This window comes from Sphingobium sp., from assembly GCF_041987595.1.
In the GTDB taxonomy this organism is placed as follows: domain Bacteria; phylum Pseudomonadota; class Alphaproteobacteria; order Sphingomonadales; family Sphingomonadaceae; genus Sphingobium.
The window spans coordinates 16,730-38,479 of record NZ_JBHIWJ010000027.1 but is presented as its reverse complement, the minus strand read 5'-3'; the positions used below and the strand labels follow the sequence as shown (position 1 = coordinate 38,479).

The following is a 21,750-nucleotide window of genomic DNA, read 5'->3' as shown; positions in this document are numbered from 1 at the left end:
ACTCAGGCGGCCTCCAGACCGCGGGGAAGTTTGAAGGAGATGCTTTCGCGGGCGGTTTCGACCTGCTCCTCGGTCACGGCAAAGCGTTCGCCGATCCGGCCGACGACTTCGCGCACCAGCACTTCCGGGGCAGATGCCCCTGCGGTCAGGCCGAGCGTCCGCACGCTCTCCAGCCAGACGAAATCAATGTCGTCGGCGCGCTGGATCAGGCGGGCGGGGGTGCCTTCGCGCTCCGCCACTTCGACCAGCCGCAGAGAGTTGGAGCTGTTGGGCGCGCCGATCACATAGACGGCGTCGCACCGGGCCGCGATCGCCTTGACCGCCGCCTGCCGGTTGGAGGTGGCGTAGCAGATGTCCTCGCCCTTGGGCGCGTGGATCGTCGGGAAGCGGCGCTGAAGCGTCGCGACGATGGAGGCGGTGTCATCGACCGAAAGCGTCGTCTGCGTCAGAAAGGCGAGATTGTCGGGGTCGGCGGGGGCGAAGGTTTCCGCATCCTCCTCCGTCTCGATGAGGGTCATATGGCCCGCGTCGACCTGTCCGAAGGTGCCGATGACCTCCGGGTGGCCTCTGTGACCGATGAAGAGGATGTGGCGGCCGGCCTCCACCTGCCGTTCGGCCTGGCGGTGGACCTTGCTCACCAGCGGGCAGGTCGCATCCAGATAGTCGAGGCCGCGCTCCTCCGCCTTGGCCGGGACCGCCTTGGGCACGCCGTGCGCCGAAAACACCACCGGCACGCCGTCGGGCACCTGATCCAGTTCCTCGACGAAGATCGCGCCCTTGGCCTTCAGGCTGTCGACGACGAACTTGTTGTGGACGATCTCATGGCGGACATAGACCGGGGTGCCATATTTCTCGATCGCCCTCTCGACGATAATGATGGCACGGTCGACTCCGGCGCAAAAGCCGCGCGGGGCGGCGATGAGCAGCTTGATGGGCGGGCGCGATGTCATTCCTTGGCGCTTAGGCGAAAGGCGCGGAGGATGAAAGCCGCTTCCTTTATGTCGAGATTGGTTTCGGTTGCGTGGGGGACAGGCTACGGATAAGAAGCCCAACGCCTGTTCCCAAGGGATTGCCTGTGACCTTTACTCGAATTGCGCTGACCGGAATGATCGCTCTGGCCCTTGCTGGCTGCTCGCAAAGGGGCGAAATCGACCCGACCGGCGGTATCGTGGCCGTCCGTTCGGCCTGTCCGGTCGCGGCGATCCCGGCCCAGACCGGCGACATTACCCTGTTCAATCCGGCGGGCAGCACTGACGCAAGGGCGATCGACGTGGTGGCGAACATCACCGATCTGCGATCCACCTGCGCCGATGGCGATCAGCTTTACACCGAAGCGACCTTTACGGTGAATGCGCGCCGCAGCGACGCGAGCGCCGCGCGGCAGGTGACGCTGCCTTATTTTTCGGCCGTGGTGCGCAGCGGAAATGCGGTCGTTGCCAAGCGCGTGGGTCAGGTGACGCTTGATTTTCCCGCAGGGCAATATCGCGCAAGCGCCGCTGCCAAGGCCGGTTCCTATGTGAGCAAGGCCGCCGCGACCCTGCCGGAAGACATTCAGCGCAAGATCACGCAGAAACGCAAGGCGGGCGATGCCGATGCCGCGATCGATCCCTTCGCGCAGCCGGACGTCAAGGCGGCGTTGCAGCGAACCAGCTTCGAGCTGCTCGTGGGGTTCAATCTGACCCAGGATCAGCTCCGTTACAACGCTACCCGTTAAAGCCCGTTATCTACCGTTCGGGCTGAGCTTGCCGAAGCCCCTGGCTTTTTCGAAATGAGGCAGGCTCAGGACGAACGCGCTTTGTAAGAAAGTTCGTCCCTTGTCTCTTTACAACCGCTTCACCGCCCATCTCGACGCCGTGCTCGACGCGCTGGAGGCTGACGGCACGCTGCCCGCCGGTCTCAACCGCAAGCCCGTGACGGTAGAGCCGCCCCGCGATCCCAGCCATGGCGATCTGGCCACCAACGCGGCGATGGTGCTGGCCAAGCCGGCGGGCACCAATCCCCGCGCTCTGGCGGAAAAGATCGTCGCGGGTCTTGAGAAGCTGGACGAGGTCGAGGGCGCGTCCATCGCCGGCCCCGGCTTCATCAACTTGCGCCTGACCGATGCCACCTGGCGCGCCGAACTGGCCGCCATCCACGCCGAGGCGGCGGATTATGGCCGTTCCACCTCGGGCGAGGGCGTGACGGTCAATGTCGAATATGTCTCCGCCAACCCGACCGGCCCCATGCATATGGGCCATTGCCGGGGCGCCGTGGTCGGCGATGCGCTGGCGACCCTGCTCGAGCATATCGGGCATAAGGTGATCCGCGAATATTATATCAACGATGCGGGCGGTCAGGTGGACGTGCTCGCCCGCTCGGCGCATGTCCGCTACCGCGAGGCACTGGGCGAGGCCGTGGGCGAAATTCCCGAAGGCCTCTATCCCGGCGACTATCTGGTGCCGGTGGGGCAGGCGCTGGCCGCCGAATATGGTGATCGCTTCGTCGGCGCGCCGGAGAGCGAATGGCTGGTTCCTTTTCGCACCAGGGCGGTCGCGGCGATGATGGACATGATCCGCAGCGACCTCGCGCTGCTGGGCATCCATCACGACATCTTCGCGTCCGAGGCCGAGTTGCAGGCGGCGGGCAAGCCCGACGCGGCCGAGAAATGGCTGCGCGACCATGATCTGGTCTATGACGGCGTACTGGAAGCGCCCAAGGGTGAGACGCCGGAGGATTGGGAGCCGGTCGAGCTGCCGCTGTTCCGCTCGACGAAGTTCGGCGACGATCAGGACAGGCCGATCAGGAAGTCCAACGGCAGTTGGACCTATTTCGGCGCCGACATGGCCTATCATTATCAGAAGGCGCAGACGGCCGATCAGCTGATCGACATCTGGGGCGCCGACCATGGCGGCACGGTGAAGCGTATCCAGGCCGCCGTCGCCGCGCTGACCGAGGGCAAGGCGCGCTTCGACGTCAAGCTGATCCAGATGGTCCGCCTGCTGCGTGACGGCGAGCCGGTGAAAATGTCCAAGCGTGCGGGCAATTTCGTGACGCTGGCCGATGTGGTGCGCGAAGTCGGCAAGGATGTGGTGCGCTTCACCATGCTGACGCGCAAGGCCGATGCGCAGATGGACTTCGACTTCGCCAAGGTGGTGGAGGCGTCGAAGGACAATCCGGTTTTCTATGTGCAATATGCCCACGCCCGGATTTCCTCGCTCGGTCGCCGCGCCGAGGAGGCGGGGATCGCCCTGCCCGCGCCAGATCTGTCCCGCCTTGGGACGGACGAGCTGGGGCTGGTGAAGCTCGCCGCCCAGTTCCCGCGGGTGGTGGAGGGGGCCGCTTCGGCCCGCGAGCCGCACCGCATTGCCTTCTATCTCAATGACTTGGCTTCGGCTTTCCATAGCTGGTGGAATCTCGGCAACGACAATCCGAAGGCCCGCGTCATCCTGACGGATGATCCGGCCACCACCTCTGCGCGGCTTTTCTTGAGCCGTGGAATCGGGCAAATCATCCGCAATGGCCTCGCGCTGATGGGCGTGGCAGCCTTGACCGAAATGCAATGACCGGCGGAGTTTTGGACTGATGGGCGATTATGTGCGGGGACGGCTGGACCTGGACGACGATGAGCGTCTGCCCTGGCTCGAACCCGCCATCGAGGATGAGGAGGAGCAGGGGCTTTCACCGCTGCGCCTGCTGGGTTTCATCCTGTTCGGGCTGGCGCTGATCGGCGCGGTCGTCGCGGGCGTGTGGCTGATCCAGAATCGTTCGGGCGGGGCGGGCGGCGAAGGCAAGCTGATCGCCGCGCCCGCCGGCGACTACAAGGTTCCGGCCAGGGAAGCCGACGCCAGGAAATTCGATGGCGAAGGCGACGCCAGCTACGCCGCGAGCGAAGGCGTGGCGCGTGACGGGCGAATCGATCCGACTCGGGTGCCCGAAGCGCCGATCACGCCAACGGGTGCAGCGGGTGCGGCCAAGACTCCCGTGCCCGGCAAGCCCGCGCAGAGCGTGACGGCAAAGGTGGCCGACGAAACCCGGGCCAGACCCGTCGCGACGGCGGCCCGTTCGGCTGGCGGCGGAACCATCCAGCTTGGCGCCTATGGCAATCAGGCTTTCGCCAGGGACGCGTGGAAGCGCCTGTCCAAGCGGTTCACCTATCTGGAGCCGTTGCCCATGTCGATCGAGGAGGCGGAGGTGGGCGGCAGTACCGTCTACCGGCTGCGCGCGGCCGCGGGCGGGCAGGCCAGCACGCTGTGCGGCAAGCTCAAGGTCGCGGGCGAGAGCTGCATGGTGGTCAATTAAAGGGACCAAACCCCTTCGACAGCGGGCTTTCGAGCGGCTACCATCTGCCCCATGAAACCCGTTATCTTCGGCCTTTCCGGCGAAACCCTGACTGCGGACGAGCGCGCCTTCTTTGGTGAGGCGCAGCCTGCGGGCTATATCCTCTTCCGGCGCAACATAGCGGACAAGGCGCAGCTTCGGGCGCTGACCGACGATCTGCGGGCGCTGCACGGTCGCGACGATCTGCTGGTCATGATCGATCAGGAAGGCGGCCGGGTCGCGCGGATGCAGGCGCCGGTCTGGCCCAGCTTTCCACCCGGCGCGGTCTTCGACAGCCTCTATGAAATCGCGCCCTCCAGCGCCATTGCCGCGGCGCGGACCAACGCCCGTGCCATTGCCGCCACCCTATGGGAGGCGGGCATCACCGTCGACGCGCTGCCGCTGCTGGACGTGCGGCAGGAGGGGGCGAGCGACATCATGGGCGACCGGACGCTGGGCGCCGAGCCGATGCGCGTGGCCGCGCTGGGCCGGGCTGTGATCGAAGGGCTGGCCGACGGAGGCGTGGTCGGCATCGTCAAGCATATTCCGGGCCATGGCCGGGCGATGGTGGACAGCCATCATGAATTGCCGATCGTCACCGCTGACGAGGATGCGCTCGCGATAGATCTGGCGCCGTTTCAGGCGCTGAAAGACGCGCCCATGGGGATGACGGCGCATGTCGTCTATACCGCCTGGGACCCCGATCTGCCTGCCAGCCTCTCGCCATCGGTGATCGAGACGATCATTCGCGGGCGGATTGGTTTCGACGGATTGCTGATGTCGGACGATCTCGACATGAAGGCGCTGAAAGGAAGCATCCCGGAACTGGCGGCCGCCACGGTCGCGGCGGGTTGCGATCTGGCGCTCAATTGCTGGGGACGGATGGACGACATGGTCGGCATCGCTGAACTGCTGCCCGAGATTACGGCGTCGGCGAAGGCCCGGCTCGATCGCGCCATGGCGTCGACGCATCGATTGCCCGACGCGCCGCCGCTGGAGGAACTGCTGGCGACCCGCGACGCTCTGCTGGCGCCTGTTCTGGTCTGAGGATGGACGATCTCTTCACGCCTCCCGCTGTCCCACGGCCTGAAACGCTTACCGTCAGCTTTGAAAGCTGGGAGGGGCCGCTCGACCTGCTGCTGGCGCTGGCGCGGACGCAGAAGGTGGACCTTCGCGAAATCTCCATTCTGGCGCTGGTCGAACAATATCTCAGCTATATCGACGGTGCCCGGAAGCTGAAGCTGGAACTGGCGGCCGATTATCTGGTGATGGCGGCCTGGCTCGCTTACCTCAAATCCGCGTTGCTGCTTCCCAAGGAAGCCCAGCCCGAACCCAATCCCGAGGAATTGGCGCTGCGGCTGCAACTGCGGCTCCAGCGGCTTTATGCGATGCGGGAGGCCGGCGCGCGGCTGATGGCGCGCGACCGCATCGGCCGGGACGTTTTCGTGCGGGAAAAGCCCGAAGGTCTGCGTCTGGTGCGCAAGGCGAAATGGGCCGCCAGCCTGTTCGACCTGATCCAGTCCTACGGCCAGATCCGCGCCCGGACCCAGCCGGTCGTCCATATGGTCGCGGTGCGGCCGGTGATGACTCTGGACGAAGCGATCCAGAGGGTCAGTACATTGGTGGGCGCGGCGATCGACTGGACCGCGCTTGAAGCCTTCCTGCCGACCGGGCAGGATGGACCGATGGCAAGATCGGCGCTGGCCAGCAGTTTCGTCGCCGCGCTGGAACTGGCGCGGCAGGGGCGGCTGGAAATCCAGCAGGAAGGGATTTTCGAACCCATATTCCTGCGCGCCGCCATGCCGGAACAGATTGCGGGGCGCCTGTTGTGATCGAGGAACAGGATGATTTGCGGCGCGCGGTGGAGGCCGTGCTGTTCGTGTCGGAACAGCCGCTGACGATCGGCGAAATCAGGCTGCATGTGGGGGAGGCGGGGGATATTGCCGGCGCGCTCGACGCCCTGCGCGACCATTATGCCGGGCGCGGCATCAATCTGGTCGAGCGGGGCGGGCGCTGGCATTTCCAGACCGCCGCCGACCTCGCCCACATCCTGCGCCGAGAAAAGGACGAGACCCGCAAACTGTCCCGCGCCGCCATGGAAACCCTGGCCATTATCGCCTATCATGAGCCGGTGAGCCGCGCCGAGATCGAGGCCATTCGCGGCGTTCAGGTGGCGAAGGGGACGCTGGACGTGCTGATGGAGGCAGGCTGGGTTCGGCCCGCGGGACGGCGGGAAGTGCCGGGGCGTCCACTGATTTACGCCACGACGCACGAATTCCTGTCACATTTCGGCCTTAGCAGCCGCCGCGACCTGCCGGGTATCGACGATCTGCGGGCCGCCGGATTGCTCGATCCGGTGGATTTGGCGCTTGAGGGTCTGGGCGCCCAATCCGTTGTGGAAAATGACGAGGAAGACGCCTAGATAGGCGGGAGTTTCAGGAGAAAGTTAAAATGGGTTCCTTTTCGTTGATGCATTGGGTCATCGTTCTCCTGGTGGTCATGCTGCTGTTCGGCGGCGGCCGGATATCCGGGCTGATGGGTGACGTCGCCAAGGGCATCAAGAGCTTCAAGAAGGGCATGGAGGACGATGACGACGTCCCGGCCAAGCCCGCCACGCGCATCGAGGGCCATCGCGTTCCGGAACAGGACGCGCCCAGCGCCACGCCAAATGCGGCAGACGAAAAGACCAAGGCCTGATTTTCCTCAGGCCGGGGCGGTAGGCACGCATGTTTGGCATCGATTCGTCCGAATTGCTGGTGATCGTCATCATTGCGGTGATCGTCATCGGCCCCAAGGACCTGCCCCGCGCGCTTTACAAGGTGGGGCAGATCGTCGGCAAGGCACAGGGCATGGCCCGGCATTTCCGCACCGGCATTGACGCCATGGTGCGCGAAGTCGAGCTGGAAGAGCTGGAAAAGAAATGGGCCGCGCAGAACAAGCGGATCATGGAAGAGCATCCGCCCGAAACGACGGAATCGCTTCCCGCGCCCGGAGCTGAAACGGCAGTTGAAGAGGTTGCAGTGGACGATAACCCGCCTTTCGTGGCGGAATCTGCGCCGGTGACATCGGCTCCCGTGACGCCTTCGGCGAGCGACGCGCCGCCCTATCTGGCGCAGGAACCGGCGCAAAAGGGTGGCGCAGCCGCATGAAGGACATCGACGATAGCAAGGCGCCCCTGCTCGACCACCTGATCGAGCTGCGCGGACGGCTGCTCAAATGCGTCTACGCGCTGTTCATTACCGGAGCGATCTGCTTCTATTTTTCCGAGCAACTGTTCGCGATCCTCGTCCATCCGCTGAAGGAAGCCTTTGGCGACGCCGGCGGGCGGCTGGTTTACACCAAGCTCTACGAAGCCTTTTTCGTGCAGGTGAAGATTGCGGTTTTCGGCGCTTTCTGCCTGTCCTTTCCGATCATCGCGAACCAGCTCTGGGCCTTTGTCGCGCCGGGGCTGTATGCGAAGGAAAAGAAGGCGCTGCTGCCCTTCATCATCGCCACACCGTTCCTCTTCGCCATGGGTGCGTCGCTGGCCTATTTCGTGGTGATGCCGACGGCCTTCCATTTCTTCCTGGAGTTTCAGGGGAACAGCAGCGGCTTGCAGGTGGAGGCCTTGCCGAGCGCCGACGCCTATCTTGGGCTGGTGATGCAGTTCATCCTCGCCTTCGGCATCAGTTTCCTGATGCCGGTGCTGCTGATGCTGCTCAATCGCGCGGGGTTCGTCAGCCGGGCGCAGTTGATTGGGCTGCGCCGCTACATGATCGTCGCCGCCTTCATTCTGGCGGCGGTGCTGACGCCGCCGGATGTGGTGTCGCAACTGATGCTGGCCGTGCCGTTGCTGCTGCTCTACGAAATTACGATCATCGCCATCTGGTTCACTGACCGCAAGCAGGCAAAGGATGTTTCGGTCGCGGAAACGGCCGACGCCGCAAACTGAAAGCAAAAAAAGGCCCCCTCGGGTGAGACGGGCCTTTTTCGTTGCCGGTCAGTCAGCCGCGTCTTCCACGGCCTGACCCGCGCTTTGGACGTCTTTGCCCGCGCCTTCCACGGTATTGCATGCAGCGACCATCAGGGAACCGGTCAGCAGCAGGGCGGCTAGGATATTCCTGGTCATCATCGTCTCCTTGAAACTTTGATCGATTCTCGCGCATCGCCCTGTTCTGGGTGATGCTTCATCCGGATGGACGAGCCATGCCGGTGACGGAAGGACAACCCGTCGGCCCGGAAAGCGTTCCGAGTCCGAAAATATCTCTGATTTCTGCGGGATATGCCCAAAAATTCTGAGCCCGGAACGCGTCGGGGGGGGGAGATGCGTTCCGGGCTCATGTTTTTTTGGATAGCAAGAGCGGGGGGCAAAAGATTTGCTATCCGATATGCAGAACACGCGATGAGCCCGATCGGTTCCCTCGATTTCCAAAAATGCCCCATTTTAATTTTGTTATTTTTCAATGACTTGAATTGTAAACGATAGGTTAGCCGTAAAAATACGGTCGCTAGCCCGAAAAAAATGGGGCGGATCAGATCAGAGGGCGGCCGCTGTTGCGAAATTCGGGGCGAACGGTCGACTGCGGCAGGCTTGGCGCGATCCCGCCCTCAGTGTCGGGTCTGGCCGGGCTTTCGGCAGGGCTGGATGTTGGCAGGGCTATCGCTGGGCCGACAGGGGACGGGCGGATCGCCCATGCCGGGCGAGCCGGTCCTGATTGCGTCTCTCGCCCAAGATAGGTGGCGTGGAAGGCCGCGGGTGCGCCGGTCGCGCCCGGCGCACGGTAGAAGATATGCGCGCCGATCACGGCAACCGGACGCATGGCCGCCGCCCAATCGGGACGCACCGCCAATGTGTGGTAGAAGGTGGCAAGGCCGACCGGCTTATAGGCCCGTCCAGCAAGCGCCTCACTGGCGATCAGGCGGGCGCGGGTCCAGCCTTGCGTGCTGGCCATGCGGGCCATCGACCCGTCGCAGCTGAAGCTGAACTGGCAGCGCGCATCGGTGCGTTCCGACCCTTGATAGATCACGCCGCAGACGCTCTTGGGCCAGGCCGGATTCCGGACCCGGTTAAGCACGACTTGCGCCACGGCGCGCTGGCCGTCCTCCGGCTCGCTTCCGGCCTCATAATAAATGGCGGAGGTAAGGCAATTGAGCGCCCGATAGCTGTCGAGCGCGGTCAGCCCCCGGAACGCCATGGCGGGCGCGACCTGCACCGCGTCGAGGCCCAGCACATGTTCGCTCTGGATCGTGGCCGTGCCGGGCGCGGGATCGAAAGCGCCTTGCGCGAAGAAAAAGGCTGATCCGGGGAAATTCTCGCCCGGTATTTCAACAGGATCGTCCTGCGCGGCCGGGGTAGCGAACAGGTCCAGCGGCGCGGCGGTGATGAGGTGCGGCGCGGCGAGCGCGAACAGCGCCAGCGCCGCAATTGCGCCATGCCCGATCGATGCTGCCCTTGCCGCCAAAGCTGGTTTTCCCTGAAAATCCCTGACCTTCCATCGCCATAAAGGAAAAGTCCCGTCACTTCCTCTTCGGATTTCGCCCTGTCCCGGCTTGGGACGATGCAGGGACGGCAGGTTAACAATCGTCCCTTTCAGCCCCGCAGCAATGTGTTGCTTGGCAAGCGCGCGTCTGGTCCGCTATGCGGGAGCCATGCTGGTTCAGAAAGATAGCCTCGCCCTGATTGGCAATACGCCGCTGGTGCGCCTCACCGGCCCTTCCGAAGAGACGGGCTGCGACATTTACGCCAAGTGCGAATTCGCCAACCCCGGCGCCTCGGTGAAGGATCGCGCCGCGCTGTTCATCGTCAACGATGCCGAGGAGAGGGGGCTGCTGAAGCCCGGCGGCACGATCGTCGAAGGCACGGCGGGCAATACCGGCATCGGTCTGGCGCTGGTGGCCAATGCCAAGGGGTATAAGTCGATCATCGTCATGCCCGAGACGCAGAGCCGGGAGAAGATGGACACGCTTCGGGCTTTGGGAGCGGAACTGGTGACGGTTCCGGCGGCGCCTTATTCCAATCCGGGGCATTTCGTCCACACGTCGCGCCGTCTGGCGGAGGAAACGGAAGGAGCGGTCTGGGCCAACCAATTCGACAATATCGCCAATCGCAAGGCGCATATCGTCGGCACTGCCGAGGAAATCTGGACCCAGATGGACGGGCAGATCGACGGCTTTACCTGCGCGGCTGGGACCGGCGGCACGATTGCGGGCGTGGGGCTGGGCCTGAAGGCCCATGACGAGAACATTACCATTGCCTTGAGCGATCCCTATGGCGCTGCGCTTTATAATTATTACGCTCATGGCGAGCTGAAGGCGGAGGGGTCTTCGGTAGCCGAGGGCATCGGTCAGGGTCGGATCACCGCCAATCTGGAGGGCGCGCCGATCGATACCCAATTCCGCATTTCCGACGAGGAAGGGCTGCTGTGGGTGCGCCGCCTGCTGGCGGAGGAAGGGCTGTGCCTGGGCCTGTCGTCGGGCATCAACGTGGCGGGCGCGGTCGCGCTGGCAAAGCAGCTTGGGCCGGGCAAGCGGATCGTCACCATCCTGTGCGATACGGGTTTCCGTTATCTTTCAACACTTTACAATCGTGAATGGCTGGAAGCGAAGGGCTTGACCGTCTTCCCCTGGCTGGCGCACAATCATTGACAGCCGACACGGGTCGCGGCGGCAAAGAAAAAAGAGCGCTTCATGGCTGAAACACCCCGACAACAGGAAGGGTTGCAGCGTGTCCAGATTGGCCTCACCGGGCTGGCGGGCGTGGTGTTGCTCGTGGGTCTGGCGAATATCGTGATCGACAAGGCGCGGATCGATGATCCGACCGTTCCGCCCCCGACCGTGCCGACGCTGGACGTCAATGCCGTTTCGCCCAAGGAACCGCTGGCGGAACTGGGCGTGCAGCCTGCGCCCGAACAGGCGCCGATCGTGCCTGACCTGCAGCCCGATCCCAACCTCAAGAAACCCATGGATCGCGAGACTCAGCCTGCAACGCCCTGATTTCGGCCTGACCGCTTGAAATTTCTGATCCGAACCTGGGCGATGCTGGGCTTGCCGGGTTTGCTGGTTCTGCTTGGCGGTTTGCCGGCCCTGCTCCGGACGGGGCAGGTCGACCCGCGTGGCTGGATGCTGCCTGCGTTGCTGCTGGTTCCGGCGGCGGCTTTGCTGAAACGCTGGCGGGGCGAGGGCGCGGCCTGGTGGGCCGGGCTGGGAACGGTTGGGGCGGTGCTGTCCTGTGCGTTTCTGGCAAGTTGGCGGGTGCCCGATGGGGTGCCGGTTGCGTGGTTGCTGGGTGGAATGGTGCCGGCGATTTTGGCTGGCCTTGCCCTTGGCGGGAAAGGTGCTCGGCAATTCGTCGGGGCGGGGCTGGTTTTACTGGCGTTGGCGATGTGGTGGTTCGGTCGAGAGCCTCGCGTCGAGCTTTTTAAGAATTCCCCGGAACTGGCGGTCATCAGCGGCCTGCCGCTCTTTTGGCGGGAGGGCGAAAAGGGTCTTGCGGCCAGGGTTGACGCGCCCATCGTGACCCTGTTGCGTCAGCGGTTCACGGTCATGCCCGTCGACAGCCCGCTCACGCTGGAAAAGGGTCGCGCCACAGCACTTCTGCTTGCCCAGCCGCGCGCCTTGTCGATGGACGAGCTGGTGGCGCTGGATGCATGGCTCAGCCGGGGCGGCACCGCGCTGCTTCTGGCCGATCCGCAGTTGCGCTGGCCGCTGGACCTGCCGTTGGGCGACCGGCGCAGACCTCCCGCCGTCACCTTGCTCTCCGCGATGATCCAGGTCTGGGGCGTAAAGCTGATGCCGCCCGTTGTTGGAGCGGGCGAGGAGCGCCATTTCCTTGGCGATGGGCGCATGTTGACTGTCTATGCAGCCTCCGGCTTCGAGGGCGCCGGGCCGGATTGTCGCATCCTGGCCCGCGGGCTGGTGGCGCGCTGCGCGGTGGGGAAAGGGGTGGTGACGATCGTGGCCGACGCCGATCTGATCGACGACCGGCTCTGGCTGGCCGATCCTGCCGCGCCGCTTAGCCCCGATGAGTGGACCGCGGACACGCCGCAATTCATTGTGCAGGCCTTGGGCGGGGAGCTGCCTTCGGGGCGTCGTTGGGTCAGGTCGGGCGACGCGCTGGTCAATGCTGTCCGCTGGGCGGTGCTGGCCGGGATTTTCTGGGCAGCTCTGGGCGCGGTGCTGTTCCGGCGGCGAAATCGCCCTCGCCTTGGCCGTTCCATGCCACGTTCTGCCCTCCTGAAACCGGGAAATGGAGATTAAAAACCAGAACAAAACAGGATTTCCCGGCATTTCCCAAAATATCCCTTTTCTTGAACCCCGTGGCTTGGTATTTAATCGCCATAGGGGTTTGTCAGGCTTTGCTAGTCCTGTTGCCCGGGTCGCGAATGGCGCATCCGGACGGCGATGGTCTGCGCCCTTGAAAACAGATGGGGCAGCAGTCCAAAAGTGTCGGAAGTCATTCTCTATACGGGCAACGCGTTCAGCGTCGCGGACGGCAAGGGCCGTTTCGTGCTGCCCCTGGAGATGCGTCGACAGGTCAAGCTGTCGAGCGGCAACGAAACGCGACTTTTTCTCTCGGTCCATGGCGGCAACCCCTGCGCCACCGGCTTTGGAGAGTCGCACCGTCGCCATCTTTTCACCGAAGTCGAGGAGCTGGCTCGCGAGGCGCGTGCCGCCGGGCGCGACTATAATGCCGATCTGGAGCTGGAACGTCGTCTCGGAACCATCGAAGAGGTGAATTTCGACGAAGGCGGACGCTTCGCCATGCATCCCGACATCAAGGAGGAATATGGCATCACTGACGCCGTCTTCTTCTATGGCGTGGGCCGCTACATCCAGATCTGGAAGCCCGAGACGCTGGTTGACAGCAAGGATCGGCCCGAACTGATCCGCAACAAGGTTCGCCGCTGGCTGGACCAGCGCGCGGCAGGAGGCGTCAAGTGAGCGGCGCCGGCGACCGCCATGTTCCGGTGCTTATCAACGAGGTGCTCGACGCGCTCGCCATCAACCCCGGCGAGGTGCATGTCGACGGCACGTTCGGCGCAGGCGGCTATTCGGGCGCGATGGCGGGCAGGGGCGCGAAGGTCTTCGCGTTCGACCGTGATCCCGATGCGATCCGCGAGGGGCAGGCCTTTGCCGACGAGAAGGGCATTACCCTTATCTCCGGCGAGTTTTCCCGGATGAAGGAGTTGCTGGCCGAAAGGGGCGTGGCCTCGGTTTCGGGCGTCACGCTGGATATCGGCGTGTCCTCGATGCAGCTCGACCGGCCGGAGCGCGGCTTTTCCTTTCAGGGGGATGGGCCGCTCGACATGACTATGAGCCAGAGCGGGATGAGCGCCGCCGATTTCCTGAACACCGCCCCGGAAGAGGAAATCGCCAACGTCCTCTATCGCTATGGCGAGGAGCCGCGTTCGCGCCGGGTGGCGAAGGCGATCGTCGAGGCGCGTCCGCTGGAGCGCACGGGTCAGCTGGCGAGCGTCGTGCGCAAGGCGCTCGGCTACAAGCCGCATGACAAGAAGGACCCGGCTACCCGGACCTTCCAGGCGATCCGCATCCATGTGAACCGCGAACTGGAGGAACTTGAGCGCGGACTGGAGGCGGCTGAGGCGATTCTTGAGGAAGGTGGGCGGCTGGCGGTCGTGACCTTCCATTCGCTTGAGGACCGCATCGTCAAACAGTTCCTGCGCAACCGCAGCGGCAGTGAGGCGAGCGGATCGCGCCATCTGCCCCAGAAAAAGGCCGGCCCCGCGCCGACTTTCGAAAAGCCCGCCAAGGCGGTGCGGCCCGGAGAGGCGGAACTGGCCCGCAACCCCCGATCCCGATCCGCCACTTTGCGCAGCGCCATTCGTACGTCCGCCCCTGTTGCCACCCGCCCAACCCAAGACAGGAATCCCCGCTCATGATCGCGGTCAAGAGATTGCAGAGCCTGATCTGGATTCTTCTCGTCGCGCTGGGGGCGCTGGGGGCCTATATGGTGTCGCTCAAAGTGGCGACGGAGCGCAATGAGTTGATGAAGGTGCGCGTGCAGATAGCGCGGGCGAAGGCGGACATTCGCTATCTGGAAACCGAATTCAGCGCGCGGGCGAACATGCGCCAGCTGGAGCGCTGGAATCAGGATGATTTCATGTATGCGACCCCCACGGCCCAGCAATATCTGGCGGGCGAGCGCGCTCTGGCGCATCTGGACGGCGTGCAGCCCAACGGACCGGATTATGTCGCGCCGCCCGTGATGGTGGCGATGGTGCAGACTCCCGCCGACCTGCCTTCCGCGCCGCAGGCCGCGCCTGCCAGTCCGGCCGCGACGCAGATCCGCAGCGACATCGCCGTGATCCGCGAGGCGCATGCTGCCGACAATGTCGACGCGATCGCCAAGGCGCCCGCCAAAATGTCCAGGGAAAAGGCGAAGGACGACGCCGACACGTCGAAGCCCAACCCCGTCGCCCGCCGCGCCGAGCGGATGGCGATGCTGGACGCGAAGCTGCTGGATGACAGCACCATGGGCGACATCAGCGCCAAGGCGAAGCGCGAGCGCGGGAAGGGGGATCGTTAAATGGCGACGATCATCGTCCAGCCGGGCGGAGCGAGGGCAGGGAAGCAACGGGTCGACCTGACCGCGATCGCGCATAACCGGCTGATGCTGCTGTTGATCCTGTTCATGCTGATTACCGGCGTGGTGATCCTGCGGCTGACCTGGGTGGGAATTTTTTCCGGCAACGGGCGCGGCGGCGATGTGGCGGCGGGCGCGCCTGCTCGGGCCGATATCGTCGACCGCAACGGCGTGCCGCTGGCGCGCACCATGGATGCCTACTCGATCGCCGTGCGGCCATCCAAGCTGATCGGCGATCCGAACGAACTCGCCCGCAAGCTGCACGAGATTTTTCCCGACGAGCCGGAACTGGCCTTTTATAAAAAGCTGACCGGCCGGGGCTGGGCCTATCTGCGCCGCCGCGCGCTGCCCGAGGAGGTGGCGGCGGTGAACGCGCTGGGCGAGATCGGTATCGAATTTCCGCGAGAGAAGGAGCGGCTCTATCCGCAGCGCACGCTGGCGGCGCACATATTGGGTTTTGCGCCCAATGCGGACGGGAAGGGCGGCATGGGGGTGGAGGCGGCGTTCAACGACCGGCTGACCGATCCGGCGCTGCGCGGGCAGCCCTTCGCCATGTCGATCGACAGCCGGGTGCAGGGCGCGCTGGAGAGCGAGCTTTATGCGCAGCTCGTCCAGACCCATGCCAAGGGCGCGGGCGGCGTGATCCTGGACGCGAACACCGGCGAAGTCGTCGCCATGGCATCGATTCCCGTCTTCGATCCCAACAAGCTGGAAAATTACGCAGGCAAATCGTGCAGCGAATCGCCGCTTTGCAACCAGATGGTGCAGGCGCGCTATGAGCTGGGGTCCGCATTCAAGCCGCTGTCGATCGGCGCGGCGATGGACCGGGGCGTCGTCACCTCCATGGCAAAGACCTATGATGCGACCGCGCCGCTCGCGGTCGGCGGGTTCCGGATCAAGGACGACCACGCATTGGGTCGCTGGATCAACGTGCCGGAAATCCTGGTCCACAGTTCCAACATCGGCACGGCGCGCATCGCGGACCAGATGGGCGCCGAGCCTTTGCAGCATCTTTTCCGCGAGTTGCACTTCAACGATCGCGCGCCGATCGAACTGAATGAGCGCGCCGGGACGCTGTGGCCCGCCAATTGGGGGCGGATCACCACGCTTACCGTTTCCTATGGCCATGGCATCGCTGTAACGCCTTTGCACCTCGCTTCGGCTTATGCGGCGCTGGTCAATGGTGGCCTCTGGCGGCCTGCTACGCTGCGCAAATTGAAGGCGGATGAAGTGCCGGAGGGGCGCCGGGTCTTTTCCGCCGCCACCAGCGCGCGGATGCGCCAGCTGTTGCGGATGATCGTCGCGGCGGGTACAGGTCGCAGCGCCGACGCCAAGGGATACCGGGTGGGCGGCAAGACAGGTTCCGCCGAAAAGCCCCAAGAAGGCCGGTATAACAAGACTTCGCTGGTGACGACTTTCGCTTCTGCTTTCCCGATGGACAATCCGCGCTACGTGGTCCTCGTCACGATGGACGAGGCGACGGGCCAATATGGCCTGCGCACGGCGGCCTGGACCGCTGCACCGGTGGTGAAGCGGGTGGTGGAGCGCACCGGGCCGATGCTGGGCGTGTTGCCCGACGAGCATCGCGATGTCGACATTTCCGACCTCATGCCGCTGCTGCACGGCGACAAGGAGAAAGAATAATGCGCCTCGGGTCGCTAATCGAGGGGCTGGATGCGAAGCTCGACACCAGCGCGTCATCAGATGCGTCAAATTTCGAACAATCGGTGTCGGGCTTCGCAATCGATAACCGGAAGGTCGCGCCGGGCACGGTGTTCGGGGCCTTTCAGGGCGCGCGGGTGAATGGTGAGGACTTTATCCCCGCCGCGGTGCAGGCCGGGGCTGTGGCGGTCGTCGCCCGACCCGAAGCCAGGGTCGATGGCGCAATTCATATCGCTCATGCCAATCCGCGCCGACTGTTTGCGCAGCTCGCCGCCCGCTATTTCGCGCCGTTCCCCGATGTCACCGTTGCCGTCACCGGAACCAACGGCAAGACCTCCACGGTCGAGCTGGCGCGCCAGCTGTGGCGGATGCTGGGGCATCATTCGGCCTCGATCGGGACGTTGGGTGTCACCACCTCTGTGGATCAGGTATCGACGGGTCTGACCACGCCCGATATCGTGACCTTCCTCTCGAACATGTCGGGCCTGAAGCGCGAGGGCGTCACCCATGCCGCTTTCGAGGCGTCGAGCCACGGTCTTGCGCAATATCGCACCGAGGGGCTGCCGGTTTCCGCGGCCGCCTTTACCAACCTGTCGCGCGACCATCTCGATTATCATGGCGACATGGACAGCTATTTCGATGCCAAGATGCGGCTGTTCGACGAGGTGGTCGCGCCGGACGGCACGGCGGTCATATGGGCCGATGACGAATGGTCGGACAAGGTTATCCAGCGGGCTGCGAAGCGGGGGCTTCGTGTGCTGAGCGTCGGGGTGCAGGGGCAGGCATTGCGCCTTGCCAACCGCACCCCGACCCAGTTGGGCCAGACACTGGACATCGAGGCGGAGGGCAAGTCCTACAAGGTCAATCTGCCGCTGATCGGCGCCTATCAGGCGGCCAATGCGCTGACAGCCGCCGGGCTGGTGATCGCCGGCGGCGAGGATGTGGCCAAGGTGCTGGAACTGCTCGGCCGGGTGCAGCCCGTGCGTGGGCGGCTGGAGCGGGCCGTCATCACCCGCGCAGGCGCACCGGTCTATGTCGATTACGCGCACACGCCCGACGGTCTGCGCGCCGCGATCGAGGCGTTGCGGCCGCATACGCGCGGGCGCCTGATCGCGCTGTTCGGTGCCGGCGGGGATCGTGACGCGGGCAAGCGACCGCAAATGGGCGAGGTGGCGGCGGACCTCGCCGACCATGTCATCGTGACCGACGATAATCCGCGCTCGGAGGAGCCTTCGGCAATCCGCGCTGCCGTCATGGCGGGTGCGCCGGGGGCGGAGGAGATCGGCGGGCGCCGCGCCGCCATCGCCGCCGCCATTGCGCAGGCCGGGGCGGATGATATCGTGCTGCTCGCGGGCAAGGGGCACGAGCAGGGGCAGATTATCGGCGATCGGGTATTGCCCTTTGATGATGTGACCGTGGCGCGGGAATGCGCCGGATGAGCGCACTGTGGACCTCCGATGAGATTGCGCAGGCCACAGGGGGCGTCGCTTCGGCGCCCTTCGCCGTTTCTGGCGTGGCGTTCGACAGCCGCGAAGTGACCGGCGGCGACCTGTTCGTCGCGATGAAAGGGGAGGCTACCGATGGCCATCGCTTTGTCGATAAGGCCTTTGGTCAGGGCGCAGCGGGCGCCATCGTCAGCGAACCGATCGCCCAGCCGCATATATTGGTGCCCGATAGCGCGGCGGCGCTGGAGGCTTTGGGTCGGGCCTCGCGCGCCCGGATGCAGGGCAAGGTGGTGGGCGTCACCGGATCGGTCGGCAAGACCGGAACCAAGGAAGCGCTTTTCCAGGCGCTCGATCGCGTTTGCCGCGGTCAGGTGCATCGCTCGGTCAAAAGCTACAACAACCATGTCGGCGTGCCCTTGAGCCTGTCCCGGATGCCGCGGGACTCGGCCTTTGGCGTGTTTGAAATGGGCATGAACCATGCGGGCGAGCTTTCTGCCCTGACGCAGCAGGTGCGGCCGCATGTTGCCATCGTCACCGCCATTGCGCCCGCCCACATCGAGTTTTTCGGCACCGAGGAGAAGATCGCGGAGGCCAAGGCCGAGATTTTCGAAGGGCTGGAGCCGGGCGGCACCGCGATCATCCCCTATGACAGCCCGCATGTCGCCACCCTCTATGCCAGGGCGGAACGGCATGCGGCGCGCATCCTGACCTTTGGTTTCGATCCCGAGGCCGATGTCCATGCCCGCGATATGGTGCCCGCGGCGGGCGGCGGCACGCTGGTCACGGCGGCCCTGCCGGGCGTTGAACTGTGCTTCACCGTCGGCGCGCCGGGCGAGCATTGGGTGTCCAACGCGCTGGCCGTGCTGGCGGCAGTCGAGGCGCTGGGCGGCGACCTGGCGGCGGCGGGGCTGGCTCTGGCGGAAATGCCGGGGCTGCCGGGCCGGGGCGAGCGGCGGGTTCTGCCCGTGAAGGGCGGCGAGGCGCTGCTGATCGATGAAAGCTATAACGCCAATCCGTTGAGCATGGCGGCAACGCTCAAGCAATTGGGCCGTGAGCAGGCCGGGCGCCGCATTGCCGTGCTGGGCGGGATGCGCGAGCTGGGCGACCGCAGCCGGGAGCTGCATGCGGGGCTTGTCGAGCCGCTGACGGGCAGCCATGTCGACTATGCGATCCTCGTCGGTGAGGAAATGCAGCCGCTGGCCGATGCGCTGGCCCAAAATCAGGCCGGCGCGATCGCCTTTGACCATGTGCCCGACGCGGCAAGGGCGACCGATCTCATTCAAACCGAAATGCGCGCTGGGGACGCGATCCTCGTCAAAGGCTCGAACGGCATCGGCCTCTCGCGCCTCGTCGCCGCGCTACAGGAAGCAAAGAACTGATGCTCTACTGGCTTGCCCAGACCATGGATTTCGCGGGTGTGTTCAACCTCATCCGTTATTTGAGCTTCCGGGCTGGCGCGGCGATCGCGACGGCGCTGATCATCGGGCTCGTCATCGGTCCGCGCTTCATCGGATGGCTGCGGGTGCGGCAGGGCAAGGGGCAGCCGATCCGCGACGATGGTCCGCAGACTCACCTCGCCAAGCGCGGCACGCCGACCATGGGTGGCCTCATGATTCTGACTTCGGTGGTGTCGTCGGTGCTGCTGTGGATGGACCTGTCGTCCATCTATGTGTGGGCCTGCCTGTTCGTGACGCTCGGCTTTGGCGCCATCGGTTTTCTTGACGATTATGACAAGGTGACCAAGGCCAGCCACAAGGGGCTTTCGGGCAAGATGCGGCTGGCCTTCGAGTTTCTGATCGCCGGTTTCGCGGCGTGGTTGATCGTCAGCCAGCACGGCAATACAGCGCTTTATGTGCCCTTCTACAACGGTCCGGCGATTGAACTGGGGCCGTTCTACTTCCTGTTCGCGGCCTTCGTGATCGTGGCGTTCGGCAACGCGGTGAACCTGACCGACGGGCTGGACGGTCTTGCGACGATGCCGGTCATCATCGCCTGCATGGCCTTCATGGCGATCGTCTATCTCGTCGGGCGCGCCGACTTTGCGGGCTATCTCGGCATTCCGCATGTGCCGGGCGCGGGCAATCTCACCATCCTGTGCGGCGCGATCATCGGGGCGGGGCTGGCCTTCCTCTGGTTCAACGCGCCGCCCGCAGCCGTGTTCATGGGCGATACCGGCAGTCTGGCGCTGGGCGGCACCATCGGCGTGATCGCCGTCACCGCGCATCATGAGATCGTGCTGGGCGTGATCGGCGGCCTGTTCGTGGTCGAGGCCATGTCCGTCATCATCCAGGTTTTCTTTTACAAGCGGACCGGCAGGCGCGTGTTCAAGATGGCCCCGATCCATCATCATTTCGAGCAGCTGGGCTGGGCCGAACCGACCGTCGTGATCCGCTTCTGGATCATTTCCTTCGTGCTGGCGCTGGCCGGTCTTGCAACGCTGAAGCTGAGGTAGGGATGATCGTTTCGGACGCTTTTGCGGGCAGGAAATATGCGGTGCTGGGGCTGGCTCGTTCCGGTCTCGCCACGGTCGAATGTCTTGCGGCGAGCGGGGCAGGGGTCGTCGCCTGGGACAGCCGCGACGAAGCCCGCGAAACCGTAGCGGACAAGGCGGAACTGGCCGATCCCACCGAAATCGACCTTCAGGGCTTTGACGGCGTGGTCGTGTCGCCCGGCGTGCCGCTCAACAAGCATCCCATTGCCATGCATGCCAAGCTGGCGGGGGTGCCCATCATCGGCGACATAGAGCTGTTCGCGCTCGCCCGGCCCTCGCTGCCCAAACATCGCGTGGTCGGGATCACCGGCACCAACGGCAAGTCGACCACGACCGCCTTGATCCATCATATCATCGAGACGGCGGGCATCCCGACCCGGATGGGCGGCAATATCGGCCTGCCGATTCTGGGACAGGACCCGTTGCCGGAAGGCGGCATCTATGTGCTGGAACTGTCCAGCTATCAGATCGACCTGACCCGCAGCCTCGATTGCGACGTGGCGGTGCTGCTCAACATCACGCCGGACCATCTGGACCGCTATAATGGTTTTGAGGGCTATGTGGCGTCCAAGGCGCGGCTATTCGGCATGCAGTCGCCCGATCATGTCGCCGTGATCGCAACCGAAGACCAGCCGAGCCGCTCCATTGCTGCCCAACAGGGCGCGCGCCGTGTCGAGGTGAGGGCTGCTGACATCGATCCCGCCGCGCAGGCCGGCTGGCCTTCCTTGCAGGGGCCGCATAATGCCCAGAACGCCGCCGTCGCCATCGCCGTCGCCCGCGCGCTGGGCATTGATGAGGCGACCATCGAGCAGGCGCTGGCGACCTATGCCAGTCTGCCGCACCGGATGCAGCGGGTGCGGGAGCTGAACGGCGTCCTCTATGTCAACGACAGCAAGGCGACCAACGCCGCCTCGACCGCGCCCGCTCTGGCCGCCTATCCGCCGGTCGAGGGGCGCAAGCGGCTGCACTGGATCGTCGGCGGCCTTGCCAAGACCGACAATCTGGACGAGTGCGCGCCCTGGTTCGGCCATGTGGCCCAGGCCTATACCATCGGTGAAGCGGGGCCTATGTTCGTTGAGCTGTTGAAGCCGCATATGGCGGTCGACGATTCAGAAATGCTATCGGCCGCCGTTCGCCGCGCGGCGAGGATGGCCCAGCCGGGGGATGTGGTGCTGTTGTCGCCCGCCTGCGCGAGTTTCGACCAGTTTCGCGATTTCGAAGCGAGGGGCGATGCCTTCGCCGCTGCCGTCGCTGCGTTGGAATAGAGGGAATCG

At 64.7% G+C, this 21,750-nt stretch carries 23 protein-coding genes; 20 read left to right on the top strand and 3 right to left on the bottom strand.

Going from position 1 to position 21,750, the window contains the following annotated elements:
• Positions 1-2 precede the first annotated feature (2 nt).
• Entirely contained in the window at positions 3-950 is a 948-nt protein-coding gene (gene ispH, locus ACFC3J_RS09440) for a 4-hydroxy-3-methylbut-2-enyl diphosphate reductase (RefSeq protein ID WP_375195918.1), read from the bottom strand.
• A 155-nt stretch (positions 951-1,105) separates the two neighbouring features.
• On the opposite strand from ispH, the gene ACFC3J_RS09435 reads away from it, so the two are divergent.
• The 9 genes from ACFC3J_RS09435 (at position 1,106) to tatC (ending at position 8,227) form a co-directional block, all read left to right on the top strand.
• Positions 1,106-1,714: a hypothetical protein gene (locus ACFC3J_RS09435; protein ID WP_375195933.1), complete on the top strand. Its 609-nt coding sequence runs from the start codon at positions 1,106-1,108 to the stop codon at positions 1,712-1,714.
• Positions 1,715-1,814: 100 nt separating this feature from the next.
• Positions 1,815-3,542: an arginine--tRNA ligase gene (gene argS / locus ACFC3J_RS09430; RefSeq protein WP_375195917.1), complete on the top strand. Its 1,728-nt coding sequence runs from the start codon at positions 1,815-1,817 to the stop codon at positions 3,540-3,542.
• A 19-nt stretch (positions 3,543-3,561) separates the two neighbouring features.
• The gene (locus ACFC3J_RS09425) at positions 3,562-4,278 is read left to right on the top strand and encodes an SPOR domain-containing protein (protein WP_375195916.1); all 717 of its coding nucleotides are present in this window, start codon (positions 3,562-3,564) and stop codon (positions 4,276-4,278) included.
• 51 nt (positions 4,279-4,329) lie between these two features.
• Entirely contained in the window at positions 4,330-5,343 is a 1,014-nt protein-coding gene (nagZ, locus tag ACFC3J_RS09420) for a beta-N-acetylhexosaminidase (protein WP_375195915.1), read from the top strand.
• 2 nt (positions 5,344-5,345) lie between these two features.
• Positions 5,346-6,128, top strand: a complete 783-nt coding sequence (locus ACFC3J_RS09415) for a segregation and condensation protein A (RefSeq protein WP_375195914.1) — start codon at positions 5,346-5,348, stop codon at positions 6,126-6,128.
• Positions 6,125-6,718, top strand: a complete 594-nt coding sequence (gene scpB / locus ACFC3J_RS09410; protein ID WP_375195913.1) for an SMC-Scp complex subunit ScpB — start codon at positions 6,125-6,127, stop codon at positions 6,716-6,718. Before ACFC3J_RS09415 ends, scpB begins: the two co-directional genes overlap by 4 nt.
• Before the next feature lie 29 nt (positions 6,719-6,747).
• Positions 6,748-6,993: a twin-arginine translocase TatA/TatE family subunit gene (locus ACFC3J_RS09405; RefSeq protein ID WP_375195912.1), complete on the top strand. Its 246-nt coding sequence runs from the start codon at positions 6,748-6,750 to the stop codon at positions 6,991-6,993.
• Between the two features lie 29 nt (positions 6,994-7,022).
• Positions 7,023-7,445, top strand: coding sequence for a Sec-independent protein translocase protein TatB (gene tatB, locus ACFC3J_RS09400; protein ID WP_375195911.1), 423 nt, complete (start codon positions 7,023-7,025; stop codon positions 7,443-7,445).
• Entirely contained in the window at positions 7,442-8,227 is a 786-nt protein-coding gene (gene tatC / locus ACFC3J_RS09395; RefSeq protein WP_375195910.1) for a twin-arginine translocase subunit TatC, read from the top strand. Before tatB ends, tatC begins: the two co-directional genes overlap by 4 nt.
• 48 nt (positions 8,228-8,275) lie before the next feature.
• Here the strand turns inward: tatC and ACFC3J_RS09390 are convergent, their stop codons facing one another.
• The gene (locus ACFC3J_RS09390; RefSeq protein WP_375195932.1) at positions 8,276-8,404 is read right to left on the bottom strand and encodes an entericidin A/B family lipoprotein; all 129 of its coding nucleotides are present in this window, start codon (positions 8,402-8,404) and stop codon (positions 8,276-8,278) included.
• A 403-nt stretch (positions 8,405-8,807) separates the two neighbouring features.
• A complete protein-coding gene (locus tag ACFC3J_RS09385; RefSeq protein ID WP_375195909.1) occupies positions 8,808-9,737 on the bottom strand; it encodes a cell wall hydrolase in 930 nt (309 codons plus the stop codon).
• A 187-nt stretch (positions 9,738-9,924) separates the two neighbouring features.
• On the opposite strand from ACFC3J_RS09385, the gene ACFC3J_RS09380 reads away from it, so the two are divergent.
• The 11 genes from ACFC3J_RS09380 to murD all read left to right on the top strand — a co-directional run bounded on the left by ACFC3J_RS09380 (position 9,925) and on the right by murD (position 21,741).
• Complete coding sequence (locus tag ACFC3J_RS09380; protein WP_375195931.1) at positions 9,925-10,920, top strand: cysteine synthase A; 996 nt, start codon at positions 9,925-9,927, stop codon at positions 10,918-10,920.
• A 42-nt stretch (positions 10,921-10,962) separates the two neighbouring features.
• Positions 10,963-11,268, top strand: coding sequence for a hypothetical protein (locus tag ACFC3J_RS09375; RefSeq protein WP_375195908.1), 306 nt, complete (start codon positions 10,963-10,965; stop codon positions 11,266-11,268).
• A 15-nt stretch (positions 11,269-11,283) separates the two neighbouring features.
• On the top strand, positions 11,284-12,531 hold the full coding sequence (locus ACFC3J_RS09370; protein WP_375195907.1) for a hypothetical protein: 1,248 nt from the start codon (positions 11,284-11,286) through the stop codon (positions 12,529-12,531).
• A 186-nt stretch (positions 12,532-12,717) separates the two neighbouring features.
• Positions 12,718-13,215 (top strand): division/cell wall cluster transcriptional repressor MraZ, encoded by a 498-nt coding sequence (locus ACFC3J_RS09365; RefSeq protein WP_375195906.1) that lies wholly within the window; start codon positions 12,718-12,720, stop codon positions 13,213-13,215.
• A complete protein-coding gene (gene rsmH, locus ACFC3J_RS09360) occupies positions 13,212-14,174 on the top strand; it encodes a 16S rRNA (cytosine(1402)-N(4))-methyltransferase RsmH (protein ID WP_375195905.1) in 963 nt (320 codons plus the stop codon). Before ACFC3J_RS09365 ends, rsmH begins: the two co-directional genes overlap by 4 nt.
• A complete protein-coding gene (locus ACFC3J_RS09355) occupies positions 14,171-14,821 on the top strand; it encodes a colicin transporter (RefSeq protein ID WP_375195904.1) in 651 nt (216 codons plus the stop codon). The genes rsmH and ACFC3J_RS09355 overlap by 4 nt, the downstream gene beginning before the upstream one ends.
• Positions 14,822-16,522, top strand: a complete 1,701-nt coding sequence (locus ACFC3J_RS09350; RefSeq protein ID WP_375195903.1) for a peptidoglycan D,D-transpeptidase FtsI family protein — start codon at positions 14,822-14,824, stop codon at positions 16,520-16,522.
• Positions 16,522-17,979, top strand: coding sequence for a UDP-N-acetylmuramoyl-L-alanyl-D-glutamate--2,6-diaminopimelate ligase (locus tag ACFC3J_RS09345; protein WP_375195902.1), 1,458 nt, complete (start codon positions 16,522-16,524; stop codon positions 17,977-17,979). The genes ACFC3J_RS09350 and ACFC3J_RS09345 overlap by 1 nt, the downstream gene beginning before the upstream one ends.
• Entirely contained in the window at positions 17,976-19,364 is a 1,389-nt protein-coding gene (murF, locus tag ACFC3J_RS09340) for a UDP-N-acetylmuramoyl-tripeptide--D-alanyl-D-alanine ligase (protein WP_375195901.1), read from the top strand. The genes ACFC3J_RS09345 and murF overlap by 4 nt, the downstream gene beginning before the upstream one ends.
• On the top strand, positions 19,364-20,437 hold the full coding sequence (mraY, locus tag ACFC3J_RS09335; protein ID WP_375195900.1) for a phospho-N-acetylmuramoyl-pentapeptide-transferase: 1,074 nt from the start codon (positions 19,364-19,366) through the stop codon (positions 20,435-20,437). Before murF ends, mraY begins: the two co-directional genes overlap by 1 nt.
• Before the next feature lie 2 nt (positions 20,438-20,439).
• The gene (gene murD, locus ACFC3J_RS09330) at positions 20,440-21,741 is read left to right on the top strand and encodes a UDP-N-acetylmuramoyl-L-alanine--D-glutamate ligase (protein WP_375195899.1); all 1,302 of its coding nucleotides are present in this window, start codon (positions 20,440-20,442) and stop codon (positions 21,739-21,741) included.
• Positions 21,742-21,750 lie beyond the last annotated feature (9 nt).

Coding starts and splice junctions, on each gene's coding strand:
- ispH (WP_375195918.1), bottom strand. CDS start 950: ATGACATCGCGCCCGCCCATCAAGCTGCTCATCGCCGCCCCGCGCGGC.
- tatB (WP_375195911.1), top strand. CDS start 7,023: ATGTTTGGCATCGATTCGTCCGAATTGCTGGTGATCGTCATCATTGCG.
- tatC (WP_375195910.1), top strand. CDS start 7,442: ATGAAGGACATCGACGATAGCAAGGCGCCCCTGCTCGACCACCTGATC.
- ACFC3J_RS09405 (WP_375195912.1), top strand. CDS start 6,748: ATGGGTTCCTTTTCGTTGATGCATTGGGTCATCGTTCTCCTGGTGGTC.
- ACFC3J_RS09350 (WP_375195903.1), top strand. CDS start 14,822: ATGGCGACGATCATCGTCCAGCCGGGCGGAGCGAGGGCAGGGAAGCAA.
- ACFC3J_RS09375 (WP_375195908.1), top strand. CDS start 10,963: ATGGCTGAAACACCCCGACAACAGGAAGGGTTGCAGCGTGTCCAGATT.
- ACFC3J_RS09415 (WP_375195914.1), top strand. CDS start 5,346: ATGGACGATCTCTTCACGCCTCCCGCTGTCCCACGGCCTGAAACGCTT.
- ACFC3J_RS09425 (WP_375195916.1), top strand. CDS start 3,562: ATGGGCGATTATGTGCGGGGACGGCTGGACCTGGACGACGATGAGCGT.
- murD (WP_375195899.1), top strand. CDS start 20,440: ATGATCGTTTCGGACGCTTTTGCGGGCAGGAAATATGCGGTGCTGGGG.
- murF (WP_375195901.1), top strand. CDS start 17,976: ATGAGCGCACTGTGGACCTCCGATGAGATTGCGCAGGCCACAGGGGGC.
- mraY (WP_375195900.1), top strand. CDS start 19,364: ATGCTCTACTGGCTTGCCCAGACCATGGATTTCGCGGGTGTGTTCAAC.
- ACFC3J_RS09435 (WP_375195933.1), top strand. CDS start 1,106: ATGATCGCTCTGGCCCTTGCTGGCTGCTCGCAAAGGGGCGAAATCGAC.
- ACFC3J_RS09380 (WP_375195931.1), top strand. CDS start 9,925: ATGCTGGTTCAGAAAGATAGCCTCGCCCTGATTGGCAATACGCCGCTG.
- ACFC3J_RS09345 (WP_375195902.1), top strand. CDS start 16,522: ATGCGCCTCGGGTCGCTAATCGAGGGGCTGGATGCGAAGCTCGACACC.
- nagZ (WP_375195915.1), top strand. CDS start 4,330: ATGAAACCCGTTATCTTCGGCCTTTCCGGCGAAACCCTGACTGCGGAC.
- ACFC3J_RS09390 (WP_375195932.1), bottom strand. CDS start 8,404: ATGACCAGGAATATCCTAGCCGCCCTGCTGCTGACCGGTTCCCTGATG.
- ACFC3J_RS09355 (WP_375195904.1), top strand. CDS start 14,171: ATGATCGCGGTCAAGAGATTGCAGAGCCTGATCTGGATTCTTCTCGTC.